The sequence below is a fragment of the Polaromonas sp. genome (assembly GCF_030689685.1).
Taxonomy (GTDB): domain Bacteria; phylum Pseudomonadota; class Gammaproteobacteria; order Burkholderiales; family Burkholderiaceae_C; genus Polaromonas.
Genome location: NZ_JAUYEY010000027.1, coordinates 16541 through 28182, shown reverse-complemented (window position 1 = coordinate 28182; position 11642 = coordinate 16541). Strand labels below are relative to the sequence as shown.

Sequence of the window (11642 nt, the reverse complement as noted above, 5' to 3'; positions counted from 1 at the left end):
GTCTTCATGCCTGGAATTGTCCCGCAAAGCTGTAACGCGTGCCAGGGTAAACCAGCCGCGCCACGCTGGCCACGTTGGCGCCGCTGACGGTGCGCCGCATCATGGCCAGGCAGGGCTCGGTACGCCGAATACCCAGTTGTTTGGCCTCCTGCACGGTCGGCAGGCAGGCCTCGATCGAATAACTGGCTTCGGTCAGGGGCGCGTGCTGCAACAGGTGGTGGGTGGGCGTAGTAGCGGTGAAATCGGTGCTCAGGAAATCAGGCGCGGCAGCCGGGTTGACGTAGCGGTCTTCGTACTGGATGGGTACCCCGTTTTCCAGGTGCACCAAGACGGTGTGAAAAATCCTCGCGCCGGTGCGCAGGCCCAGCGACTTCGCCAGGTCGGCACTGGCTTTTTCGGCTTCTACCAAAAGCACACGGGTGGTGTGCACATGGCCGCGCTCGACCACTTCTTCATGAATGTCGCGAATCGTCAGGCGCGACGAAATGCGGTGCAGCTCGGCCACCCGCGTGCCCGAGCCCTGGATGCGTGTGACCAGCCCTTCTGCCGTGAGCTCGCGCAGGGCGCGGTTGACCGTCATGCGGCTGATACCGAATTGGGCCGCCAGCGCCGCTTCGCTGGGCACCGGGTCCCCCGGCTTCCACGTTCCCGCACTGATATGGGTCTTGATGAAGGCCTTGACCTGCTCATAGGCAGGCAATAAAACTTTTGCCATGGGCGTAGATTACCCCAGTTGACACAAGTTGTATAGACAACTAGCATTTACCGAAACAAATCTTGCAAGCCGGGAGGGACCCGGAAATGCCGCAGCCAAGGAAGCACCATGTCAGACCTTTCGCAAACCCCGTTTCTCGACAGCAAAGCCCGGCCGGTGCGCGCGCCGCGCGGCAGCGCGCTGTCCTGCGCCAACTGGCAGATCGAAGCCGCCTACCGCATGATCCAGAACAACCTGGATCCGGACGTCGCCGAGAACCCCGATGAACTCGTGGTTTACGGCGGCATTGGCAAGGCGGCGCGCAACTGGCCGGCCTTCGACGCCATCCTCGACTCGCTGCGCAAGCTCAGGGCCGACGAAACCCTGCTGGTGCAGTCGGGCAAACCAGTCGGCGTGTTCCGCACCCATACGGGCGCGCCGCGCGTGCTGATCGCCAACTCCAACCTGGTGCCCAAGTGGGCGACCTGGGAGCACTTCAACGAGCTTGATCGCGCCGGCCTGATGATGTACGGCCAGATGACGGCGGGTAGCTGGATATACATCGGCACGCAAGGCATCGTGCAGGGCACCTATGAGACCTTTGTCGAAGCTGGCCGCCAGCATTTCAATGGAGATTTAACCGCCCGCTGGGTGCTGACCGCCGGCCTGGGCGGCATGGGCGGGGCGCAGCCGCTGGCGGCCACCTTTGCCGGCGCCTGTTCGCTCACTATCGAATGCCAGCAGTCGCGCATCGACTTCCGTCTGAGAACCCGCTACGTCGACAAGCAAGCAAAAGACCTCGATGAGGCATTGGCGTTGATCAAACATCACACCAGCCGCAAGGAAGCCATGTCGATTGCCCTGTGCGGCAACGCGTCCGAGATCGTGCCCGAGCTGGCGCGCCGTGCCGCAGCCGGCGGCATGCGCCCCGACATGGTCACCGACCAGACCTCGGCCCACGACATCATCAACGGCTACCTGCCGGCCGGCTGGAGCGTGGCGCAGTGGCAGGTCGCGCAAAAAGACCCGGCGCAGCATGCCGCACTCAAACAGGCTGCGGGCGAATCCTGCGTTGTCCATGTGCAGGCCCTGCTGGCCTTTCACGCCATGGGTATTCCCACGGTGGACTACGGCAACAACCTGCGTCAGGTGGCCAAGGACTTCGGTGTGGCCAATGCCTTCGACTACCCCGGCTTTGTGCCGGCCTACATCCGGCCGCTGTTCTGCCGCGGCGTCGGCCCCTTCCGCTGGGTGGCGCTCAGCGGCGACCCGGAAGACATCCGCAAGACCGACGCGAAGATGAAGGAGCTCTTCCCCGACAACAAACCGCTGCACCGCTGGCTGGACATGGCCGAAGAACGCATCAGTTTCCAGGGCCTGCCGGCACGCATCTGCTGGATCGGCCTCGGCGAGCGGCACCTGGCCGGCCTGGCCTTCAACGCCATGGTCAAGTCCGGTGAGCTCAAGGCGCCCATTGTGATCGGTCGCGACCACCTGGATTCCGGGTCGGTGGCTTCGCCAAACCGTGAAACCGAGGCCATGAAGGACGGCAGCGACGCCGTCAGCGACTGGCCGCTGCTCAACGCGCTGCTCAACACCGCCAGCGGCGCGACCTGGGTCAGCCTGCACCACGGCGGCGGCGTCGGCATGGGTTACTCGCAACATTCGGGCGTGGTCATCGTCTGCGACGGCACCGATGAAGCGGCCGAGCGCGTTGAACGTGTGCTTTTCAACGACCCGGCCACCGGCGTGATGCGCCACGCCGACGCAGGTTACGACATCGCCAAGACCAGCGCCAAAGACAACGGCCTGAACCTGCCGATGATGGGCTGAACCCACCGAAGCCTGTCCTGAGCTCGACGAAGGATCGAAGCCTGCCTTGAATTTGCAGGACGCCCCTTCGACAAGCACAGGGCGAACGGACAGATACAACACCATGCCTCTCAAAGAACTCCTCATCCCCGGCCAGCTCTCCATGGCGCAGTTGCGCCGGCTCTGCGCGCCACTGCCTGCGCCGGTCCGGCTCGACGCCGCCTGCCGCGCCGATGTGCGCGCCAGTGCCGCGCTGGTGCACCGGGCCGCCAGTGGCGGAGCGGCAGTCTACGGTGTCAACACTGGCTTCGGCAAGCTCGCCAACACCCGTATCGACAAAAAGGACCTGGCCATCCTGCAGCTCAAGCTGCTGCGCTCCCACGCGGTCGGTGTCGGCGAGCCGCTTCCGACGCGGGTGGTGCACCTGATTCTGCTGCTCAAGGCGGCCAGTTTGGCGCGCGGGTATTCAGGTGTGCGTGAAAAAGTAATAGACGCCTTGCTCGATTTGCACAACCACGGCATCTGCCCGGTGATTCCCTGCCAGGGCTCGGTCGGCGCCTCAGGGGACCTCGCGCCGCTGGCGCATCTGTGCCTGCCGCTGGTGGGTGAAGGCGAGGTGTTCTACCAGGACCAGCGGCTACCGGCCGCGAAGGCGCTGGCACGGGCCGGCCTGAAGCCGCTTGAGCTTTCTGCCAAGGAAGGCCTGGCGCTGATCAACGGCACACAGGTCTCGACCGCGCTGGCACTCGACGCACTGTTCGCGACCGAGCGTCTGTTCGAGACCGCCATCATCTCGGGCGCGCTGACACTCGATGCGGCGCGTGGCAGCGATGGTCCGTTTGATCCGCGCATCCACGCGGTGCGCGGTCAGCCGGGCCAGATCGCCTGTGCCGCCGCCTATCGCGCGCTGACGGTGGGTAGCGGCATCCGCCAGTCGCACCTCGACAACGACGATCGCGTGCAGGACCCGTACTGCCTGCGCTGCCAGCCCCAGGTCATGGGCGCCTGCCTGGACCAGATGCGTTATGCCGCCCAGGTGCTGGTGATCGAAGCCAACGCGGTGACCGACAACCCGCTGGTGTTTGCGGCCAGCAGCAGTGCCTTGCAAGCAGGGGCCGTGGAGCCGGCTTCGCCGGGCCAGAGGCGCCTCCCCCTCGAGGGGGAGGCGGCCCCAGGGCGCTTCGGGGGGGAGCTTGTTTCCGGTGGCAATTTTCACGCAGAACCCGTGGCCCTGGCTTGCGACGCGCTGGCCGTGGTCATTGCTGAAATCGGCGCCATCACCGAGCGCCGCATCGCGATGCTGGTTGATACCGTGGCCTCGCGCCTGCCGCCTTTCCTGACACCCGATGCCGGCCTCAACTCCGGTTTCATGATCGTGCACGTCACAGCCGCTGCGCTGGCCTCCGAGAACAAGTCGCTGGCGCACCCCGCCAGCGTGGACAGCCTGCCGACCTCGGCCAACCAGGAAGACCATGTGAGCATGGCCACCTTTGCGGCGCGCCGCCTGCAGCCGATGCTGCGCAACACGGCCTACATCGTCGGTATCGAATTGCTGGCTGCCGCTCAGGGTATCGAATTTTTGCGCCCGCTCACAAGTTCGGCGCCGCTGGAGCGCGTGTTGCGCTTGATCCGCATCGTCTCGCCGGCCATGATGGAAGACCGCAGCCTGGCGCGCGACATGGAAGCCGTGCAGCATCTGGTAGCCAGCGGCGACATGGCGGCAGCGCTTGATGCCGACATGCCCGAGCTGCATGCCTTGAAGCTGGCATGAACACTGCATACGTATCGATCCCCCTTCCCTTCAACCGCCAACCCCAGGAGTTCCCATGAAAAAGCTGCTCACCCTGTCCCTCGTCGCACTGGCCTGTGTCTCCGCACAGGCGCAAGAAACCAAAATCACGCTGGGCATGTCCGGCTGGACCGGCTTTGCGCCGCTGACCCTGGCCAAGGAAGCCGGCATCTTCAAGAAAAATGGCCTCGATGTGTCGATCAAGAAGATCCCGCAAAAAGACCGCCACCTGGCGATAGCGTCGGGTGACGTGCAGTGCGCCGCCACCACGGTGGAAACCTGGATCGTCTGGAACGCCAACGGTGTCGCCACCACGCAAATCTTCCAGCTCGACAAGAGTTATGGCGCCGACGGCATGGTGGTCAAACCCAACATTACCAAGATCAGCGACCTCAAGGGCAAGACCGTGGCGGCGAGCGCGCCTGGCACCGCCCCGTGGTTCACGCTGGCCTGGATGCTCAAGAAAAACGGCTTGACGCCGAAAGACGTGAAGATCGTCAACCTCGAGCCGCAAGCCGCCGCCAACGCAATGATTGCCGGCATCGGCGGCATTGACGCCGCCATGACCTACGAGCCCTACCTCGGCGCCGTGCGCGCCAAGCCGGAAGCTGGCAAGATCATTGCCACCACCCTCGACTACCCGATGATCATGGACACCGTGGGCTGCACACCCAAGTTCCTCGCCGACAACCCGAAAGCCGCCAAGGCCCTGGCCGACAGCTACTTCGAAGCGCTGGAGATGATCGCCAAGGAGCCGCAAAAGAGTTTTGAAATCATGGGCGCCGACGTCAAGCAGTCGGCTGACCAGTTCGAAGCCAGCCAGAAATACCTGCGCTGGCAGGACCGCGCCGCCAACCAGAAGTTTTTTGCCGGCGAACACGCTGCCTTCAGCAAGGAAGCCGCCGACCTGCTGCTCGAAGCCGGTGTGATCAAGGCCCTGCCCGACATGAGCAAGCTGGCCGATACCCGCTTCTTGAAATAAATGAAGCCGCTGCAAGCCGTGGCCCCTGGCACGCGTGTCGTGCTGGGGATCAGTTTCTTCGTCCTGTTCTTCGCCGTATGGGCCGCCGCCACTTTCGGTGGCTTCATCTCCAAGACTTTCCTGGCCGACCCAGTAACCATGGTGCGCTCGGGTTACGACCTGCTCGTCAACCAGGGCTTTGCCTACGACATCGGGATGACGGTGTGGCGGGTGCTGGGCGGCTTTTTGATTGCTGCCGTGCTGGCCGTGCCGCTGGGCGTGCTGATGGGCGCCTACAAACCCATCGAAGCATTTTTTGAACCCTTCGTGAGTTTTGCACGTTATCTGCCGGCCTCAGCCTTCATCCCGCTGCTGATCCTCTGGGCCGGCATTGGGGAGGCGCAAAAGCTCGCGGTGATTTTTATCGGTTCGTTCTTCCAGCTGGTGCTGATGTTCGCGGTCAGCGTGGGCAACACGCGGCGGGATCTGGTCGAGGCGGCCTATACCCTGGGCGCGGGCGACCGCGGCATCGTCACGCGTGTACTGCTGCCCAGCAGCGCGCCCGAGATTGCCGAGACGCTGCGCATGGTACTGGGCTGGGCCTGGACCTATGTGATCGTCGCCGAGCTGATAGGCGCGTCCAGCGGTATCGGCCACATGATCACCGACAGCCAGGCGCTGCTGGCGACCGACCAGATCATCTTCGGCATCATCGTGATCGGTGTCATCGGGCTCGTCACCGACTTTGCGTTCAAGGCCCTGAACCGAAAGCTGTTCCCGTGGGCAAGGCTCTAAACCCTATGTGCCCCCACGCCCCGAATGATTCCCTCTCCCAGCGGGAGAGGGAGCAAAACCCATGACCATCCTTCAAATCTCCCAGGTTTCCAAAACCTTCGCCGGCGCCAACGGCAGCACGGTCGCGCTGCAGGCCACCGACCTCAGCGTCGCCGAGAACGACTTCATCACCATCCTCGGCCCCTCGGGCTGCGGCAAAAGCACGCTGCTGCGCATGGTGGCCGGCCTGGATACGCCGAGCACCGGCAGCATCACGCTGGACGGCAAACCCGTCAGCGGCCCCGGCGCCGACCGAGGCATGGTGTTCCAGAGCTACACGCTGTTTCCGTGGCTCAGCATTCTTGACAATGTCTGCTTCGGCCTGCGCGAAAAAGGCCTGCCGCTGGCCGAGCAACATGCCATTGCCCGGCCCTTCATCGGCAAGGTGGGGTTGACCGGTTTTGAAAACCACTTTCCCAAACAACTGTCGGGTGGCATGCAGCAGCGCACGGCACTGGCCCGTGCGCTGGCCAACAACCCGCGCATGCTGCTGATGGACGAGCCTTTCGGCGCGCTGGACCACCAGACGCGTGAGCTGATGCAGGAGCTGCTCCAGGGCATCTGGGAAGCCGAGCAAAAAACCGTGCTGTTTGTCACCCACGACATCGACGAGGCCATTTTCATGGGCAACCGCGTGGTGGTGATGAGCGCACGTCCCGGCCGGATCAAATGCGACCTGCCGGTGCCGATTGCCCACCCGCGCCACTACTCGGTCAAAACCACGCCGGTGTTCATGGAGTTGAAGGCGCGGCTGACCGAAGAGATCCGCATCGAGGTGCAGCGTGCCGCCGGTCTGCTGACCGAGGCCGCCTGATTCATTTCAAGCAAAAGAAGCCTCCAGCCCTTTATTTGCTTGCGTCAGCAGCTATCAACTTCGTAGCAAAAATGGGTCGCGATCCTTGCCGTCGCTAATCAGCGGGCCCTGCTTGAAGATGCCGCTGATGCGCAAGGCCGGCTCACCGTCGGCCGTCACCAGGCCCTGAATAAAAATCATGTTGCGCGTGCTGCGCAGGATGTCGGCCTGGCCTTGCACCCACGCCCCCAGCCTGGCCGGCGCCAGGTAATCGATTTGCAGGCTGATGGTCGGCAGAAAGCGCCTGTCGGTGTCGGTCTGGTACATCGCCGCGCAGGGCAGCAGCATGTCCGCAAACGACGCCAGCATGCCGCCGTGGCACATCTGCAGCGGGTTGCTGTGGCGCTCCTCGACGCGAAAACCCAGCAGCAGCCGCTGGCCTTCCAGCCTCGCGTGAAACGGGCCGTTGACCTCGATAAAGGGGCCACCGACACGAACAGGAACAAAACCATCGGGGACGGCGGAAGCGCAGGAAGAGGTGGTGTCAGGCATTCCTCATGCTAACCCGGGCGCGGCTTGCGGCCCGTCCGCTCGGCGACTGCCCGGTGACTCAAGTGCCCGCGTAGTGGAACAGCTGGTCCCCGTCCGGTGCGCGAATTTGCGCGTTGAAGGAAACGATGATGCGGTCCCGCTCACCGGCGTAAGGCATGGCCTTGTGCGCCAGCATGGCGGGAAACAGGACGAGTTCGCCCTCCTGCGGCGTCACGTCTAGGGTGGCCTGCTGCAACCAGGCATTGCCCGTGTCGATGTGTGCACCGCCCAGCAATGGGAACATCGGGCTGTAAAAGCGCGTGGCGCCGTTGAGGTCGCCGAAGTCGGGGTGCTGCCGACGCCGCGCCAGCGGATCGATCTGCACGTAATACACCCCCGACCACGAGCAGTTCCCATGGGTGTGAATGTCATGGAAAGTTGCACCGTTCTGGATCTGGAACCACACCCCCATCAGTTCAAGCTGCAGCCCGTGACGGCCCGCCGGCCACACGCCGGCATTGGCCTGTTGCGCCGTGGCCTGCAGGGACGCGGCAATGAACTCGAGCAGTGCATGGAACTCCGGCAGATCCACCCGGCGCAGCAGATCGTCGGCGCTCGCGTAGAAGCTGCCACCCGGTGCCGCCGTGTCGGTCGCACGCATGGCGCCAAACACCCGGGCCAGCACCGGATTGACTTCGGAAGCACCTGCAAAGCGGTGCACGGCCAGTGGGACCGGCCAATGCCACTGCAGCGCGCCGTCGGCCACAGCCAGCTTCACGCAGCAAGCTCACCGGAAGGCAGCTCCAGCTTCCAGCCAGTACGCTGTGCCAGTTGCAGCACATCTTCGACGGTGTCCAGGTCGGTGGTGAAACGGGTATTGCTGGTTTCAAACGCATACACCAGCTCGGGTTGACGCTCGATGAGCTGGCGACAACCCAGATGGGTGTCGCTGGCCAGAACCTGGGCCAGCGCCACGTCGTCCAGCAGGATCGGGTTGCCGCGCTGGCCCTTGACGACAGGCACCACGAGATTGCCCGAGGGGCGCTTTTTGAAGGCCGCCATCAGTTCGACCAGGTCGGCCGACCCGATCAGGGGCTGGTCGGCCAACACGACGAACACGGCGTCAAAATTGCCGCGAAGCGCCGCCAGGCCGGCCCGCACCGAGCTTTGCTGGCCCTGGGCGTGGTCGGCGTTGTGCGCCAGCGTGACCGGGAAACTCCGGATCTGCGCCTCGATGGCATCACGCGCATGGCCGGTAACCACCACGACCTCGTCCACCCCGGCGCCGCTGAGCGCGATCAGTTGCCGGTTGATCAGGGGCACGCCCTGCAGGCGGATCAGAGGCTTGCTCACGCCGCCCATACGCCGCCCCTCGCCGGCGGCCAGCAACACCGCGCCGACCCGCAGGCGGGCATACAGTCCGCCACCTTGTTTAAGCAGGCATCCCATGGTTGTGATTCCAGAAGTTGTGAACGTCAGAAAAATGCTTCACGCCAGCAGCCCGGACAGGCGCTCGAGGCTGGCCAGATTGTGCGCCGGCATGAACCGCGTGACATGAGGCGCAGCCAGTGCCATCGCCGCCGACTGGGGTACTTGCACCGTCGGATGCAACCAGCAGACGCGGGCACCGCGGGCACGCACCTGCGCCAGTACCCCGGCCAGGGCCTCGGGTTCATCGGTGTCAAAACCATCGCTGAACACCATGAACAGGTCACCACGGCCCAGGGAACGGCCCAAGTGCTGGTGCAACGCCTCGTGCAGGCAACTGGCAATGCGGGTGCCGCCGCCAAAGCCGAAGGTCACCGCGTTGATCTTGTCCTGCACACGTTCGCTGCGTCGCTTCATCAGCGGCGTGACCTCGGCGAGCCGGGTATGGAACACAAAAGCCCGCGCATCCATGACCTCGACAAAGGCGCGCGTGAGCCGCAGGAAAAACTGCGCGTGCACTTCCATGGAACGGCTCACGTCCACCAGCGCCACCACCCGCGGCTGGCGGCGCTGGTGGCGCACATGGTGCAGTTGCACCAGTTCCCCGCCGGTGGACAGCGCCGAACGCATCGAACGCCGCAGATGAATGACGCCGCTATCCCGGTGGCGTTGCAGACGGCGCAGCAGGCGGGTACGCAGCCGCCGCTTGAAAGCCTCGACCAGGGGTTCGAAGCGGTCCATGTCGGACAGCAGCCAGTCGGCAAAATCACGCTCCTCGAACGCATCGGTGCGGCTGGCGCCTCCCTGGGCACGCGGCGGTGCGTCGCTGGCTTCAAGCTCGCCCTCGCCCGGCTGGTCGGCCATGCCCAGCGTGGACCGGGCTTCGCCCGGTGCAGTGTTGCCCATCTCGCTGTGCATCTGCTGCACCAGTTCCGGCAGCGAACGGGCGCGCCGGCTCATGCCCGAGCTGCGGACAGCGCCCCGGACCTTGTGCGGGAACCAGAAGGCCTGGTGCAAATCCGGGTACCTGAGCCACTGCTTGTGGCTGCCGGAGGCGATGCCGCGCCACAAGGCCTCGATACGGGGCCACTGCGACAGCGGCAAGGCGGCTGCAGCCTGGGCCATCAACCCGACCTCGGCATAACTCAGCGCAAAGCCGTGTTCGCGCAGGTAGTGGGCAAACTCGCCGAGGCGCTGCCTCGGGTCCGTGGCGGTGGTAACGGCAGCAGCCATTGCCATGGTTTATTTCATCGCACCAGCCACACCGACGTCCTGCGCTATGCGCGGACCATCGACCAGCTTGCCCACACGTTCGGCGGTGACCTGCCAGCGGTCATTGCGCGTCTTGAGCAAGGCGGCCAGCGTGGGCACCAGCGACTGCGGGTCCACCGGCAGTTCACCATGACCGAGATGAAAGAGCACGCGCACCCAGTCCAGCGTTTCGGCCACGCCGGGCGTCTTGTCGAGGTCTTCCTTGCGCAGGCGCTGGACAAAAGTCACCGCTTCTTCGACCAGCCGGCTGGCCGCCTCGGGCACCAGTGTGCGAACGATTTGCATCTCGCGCACCAGCGTCGGAAAATCCAGGTAGTGAAACAGGCAGCGCCGGCGCAAGGCATCCGACAAGTCGCGCGTGCCGTTGCTGGTCAGAATCACCAGCGGCTTGCTGCGCGCGGTGAGTGTGCCAATCTCGGGGACGGTCACCTGGTACTCCGACAGCATTTCGAGCAGGAAGGCCTCAAAGGCTTCGTCGGCACGGTCAATCTCGTCGATCAACAGCACGCAGGGCTGGGGTGAGCGGATCGCCTGCAACAGCGGCCGCTCCAGCAAAAAGGCTTCTGAAAAAAGGTTGTCACGCAGCGCCGCGCGGTCCCCCTGGCCCGCTTCGGCAAGCCGGATCTCCAGCAACTGGCGGCTGTAGTTCCACTCATAAACGGCCTGACTCAGGTCCAGGCCTTCGTAGCACTGCAGGCGCAACAGCGGCCGGCCCAGCGCGCGCGCACAGGCGCCTGCAATGGCGGTCTTGCCGACGCCGGCCTCGCCTTCGATCAACAGCGGACGTTCCAGCGTCAGCCCCATCCAGATCAGGCTGGCCAAGTCTTCGTCGGCAATATAGCCCGCCTTGAACAGGCGCTCACGCAACCCGATCGGTGTGGGCAGCGCATCAGTCGGCGGCATGGTGCGGAGTGACCTCAGGATTTGCGGCTGAACAAGTCCGCAAAGAATTTCCGGATCAAGGCCCAAATGAAGGCTAGCGCGTTAAATTCCTTGGCCATGATCGGCGCAGCAAATACTGCCGCCGACGCAGCCCCGGTACCCTCCGCAGATGTCGCAGCCCCTTGCAGCGCTTGCGCCTTTTGCGAGAAAACCTCGGCGAATTGCATCAGGATCATGTCGGACACAGACGTCATCATGCGGCCGCCAAACTGGGCAAACTTGCCGTTGACGATGACCTCGGCATGACCCTCCAGGGTGCTGTTGCCATCTTCCGCCGCCACTAGTTTGGCCGTCAGCGCCATCGAAGCGGAGGAGCCACTCTTGTCGGCACCCTTGCCCATCATCTTCAGTGTGCGTGTCGCCGGGTCCAGCGTCAAAACTTCAATGGTGCCGGAAAAGGCAGCAACCGCCGGGCCTACCTTGACCCGAACACTGCCCTTGTAATGGGTGGCATCAATTTCCTCGGTGATCTGCGCACCGGGCATGCAGGTGGCAAGTTCATGCATATTCGAGAGCACAGCCCAGCCGGCATCAAGACCGGCGGCAACCGGGTACTTTTTATCGAGGACAACTTCCATGGATTCTT

General features: G+C 64.1%; 12 protein-coding genes. 5 read left to right on the top strand and 7 right to left on the bottom strand.

What is annotated here, in order from left to right; genetic code table 11:
• Positions 1–4: 4 nt before the first annotated feature.
• Positions 5–715, bottom strand: coding sequence for a histidine utilization repressor (hutC, locus tag Q8O29_RS06725; protein ID WP_305561290.1), 711 nt, complete (start codon positions 713–715; stop codon positions 5–7).
• A 108-nt stretch (positions 716–823) separates the two neighbouring features.
• On the opposite strand from hutC, the gene hutU reads away from it, so the two are divergent.
• From hutU to Q8O29_RS06700, 5 genes are all read left to right on the top strand, one after another.
• The gene (gene hutU, locus Q8O29_RS06720; protein WP_305561289.1) at positions 824–2527 is read left to right on the top strand and encodes a urocanate hydratase; all 1704 of its coding nucleotides are present in this window, start codon (positions 824–826) and stop codon (positions 2525–2527) included.
• A 103-nt stretch (positions 2528–2630) separates the two neighbouring features.
• Positions 2631–4277, top strand: a complete 1647-nt coding sequence (gene hutH, locus Q8O29_RS06715) for a histidine ammonia-lyase (protein WP_305561288.1) — start codon at positions 2631–2633, stop codon at positions 4275–4277.
• Positions 4278–4332: 55 nt separating this feature from the next.
• Complete coding sequence (locus tag Q8O29_RS06710) at positions 4333–5277, top strand: ABC transporter substrate-binding protein (protein WP_305561287.1); 945 nt, start codon at positions 4333–4335, stop codon at positions 5275–5277.
• Positions 5278–6051 (top strand): ABC transporter permease, encoded by a 774-nt coding sequence (locus Q8O29_RS06705; protein ID WP_305561286.1) that lies wholly within the window; start codon positions 5278–5280, stop codon positions 6049–6051.
• A 61-nt stretch (positions 6052–6112) separates the two neighbouring features.
• Positions 6113–6904: an ABC transporter ATP-binding protein gene (locus Q8O29_RS06700; RefSeq protein WP_305561285.1), complete on the top strand. Its 792-nt coding sequence runs from the start codon at positions 6113–6115 to the stop codon at positions 6902–6904.
• Positions 6905–6958: 54 nt separating this feature from the next.
• On the opposite strand, the gene Q8O29_RS06695 is transcribed toward Q8O29_RS06700, so the two are convergent.
• The 6 genes from Q8O29_RS06695 to Q8O29_RS06670 are packed head-to-tail and all read right to left on the bottom strand — an operon-like array spanning position 6959 to position 11634.
• The gene (locus Q8O29_RS06695) at positions 6959–7435 is read right to left on the bottom strand and encodes a PaaI family thioesterase (RefSeq protein WP_096696349.1); all 477 of its coding nucleotides are present in this window, start codon (positions 7433–7435) and stop codon (positions 6959–6961) included.
• A 58-nt stretch (positions 7436–7493) separates the two neighbouring features.
• A complete protein-coding gene (locus Q8O29_RS06690; RefSeq protein ID WP_305561284.1) occupies positions 7494–8192 on the bottom strand; it encodes a TIGR02466 family protein in 699 nt (232 codons plus the stop codon).
• Positions 8189–8863 carry a nucleotidyltransferase family protein gene (locus Q8O29_RS06685; protein WP_305561283.1) on the bottom strand — a complete coding sequence of 225 codons (675 nt, stop codon included), beginning with the start codon at positions 8861–8863 and terminating at the stop codon, positions 8189–8191. Before Q8O29_RS06685 ends, Q8O29_RS06690 begins: the two co-directional genes overlap by 4 nt.
• Before the next feature lie 39 nt (positions 8864–8902).
• Positions 8903–10075: a VWA domain-containing protein gene (locus Q8O29_RS06680; protein WP_305561282.1), complete on the bottom strand. Its 1173-nt coding sequence runs from the start codon at positions 10073–10075 to the stop codon at positions 8903–8905.
• Between the two features lie 9 nt (positions 10076–10084).
• The gene (locus Q8O29_RS06675; RefSeq protein ID WP_305561281.1) at positions 10085–11017 is read right to left on the bottom strand and encodes a MoxR family ATPase; all 933 of its coding nucleotides are present in this window, start codon (positions 11015–11017) and stop codon (positions 10085–10087) included.
• Positions 11018–11031: 14 nt separating this feature from the next.
• Positions 11032–11634, bottom strand: coding sequence for a CoxG family protein (locus Q8O29_RS06670; protein WP_305561280.1), 603 nt, complete (start codon positions 11632–11634; stop codon positions 11032–11034).
• Between the last annotated feature and the right edge of the window lie 8 nt (positions 11635–11642).

Coding starts and splice junctions, on each gene's coding strand:
- hutU (WP_305561289.1), top strand. CDS start 824: ATGTCAGACCTTTCGCAAACCCCGTTTCTCGACAGCAAAGCCCGGCCG.
- Q8O29_RS06670 (WP_305561280.1), bottom strand. CDS start 11,634: ATGGAAGTTGTCCTCGATAAAAAGTACCCGGTTGCCGCCGGTCTTGAT.
- hutH (WP_305561288.1), top strand. CDS start 2,631: ATGCCTCTCAAAGAACTCCTCATCCCCGGCCAGCTCTCCATGGCGCAG.
- Q8O29_RS06680 (WP_305561282.1), bottom strand. CDS start 10,075: ATGGCTGCTGCCGTTACCACCGCCACGGACCCGAGGCAGCGCCTCGGC.
- Q8O29_RS06700 (WP_305561285.1), top strand. CDS start 6,113: ATGACCATCCTTCAAATCTCCCAGGTTTCCAAAACCTTCGCCGGCGCC.
- Q8O29_RS06705 (WP_305561286.1), top strand. CDS start 5,278: ATGAAGCCGCTGCAAGCCGTGGCCCCTGGCACGCGTGTCGTGCTGGGG.
- hutC (WP_305561290.1), bottom strand. CDS start 715: ATGGCAAAAGTTTTATTGCCTGCCTATGAGCAGGTCAAGGCCTTCATC.
- Q8O29_RS06695 (WP_096696349.1), bottom strand. CDS start 7,435: ATGCCTGACACCACCTCTTCCTGCGCTTCCGCCGTCCCCGATGGTTTT.
- Q8O29_RS06685 (WP_305561283.1), bottom strand. CDS start 8,863: ATGGGATGCCTGCTTAAACAAGGTGGCGGACTGTATGCCCGCCTGCGG.
- Q8O29_RS06710 (WP_305561287.1), top strand. CDS start 4,333: ATGAAAAAGCTGCTCACCCTGTCCCTCGTCGCACTGGCCTGTGTCTCC.
- Q8O29_RS06675 (WP_305561281.1), bottom strand. CDS start 11,017: ATGCCGCCGACTGATGCGCTGCCCACACCGATCGGGTTGCGTGAGCGC.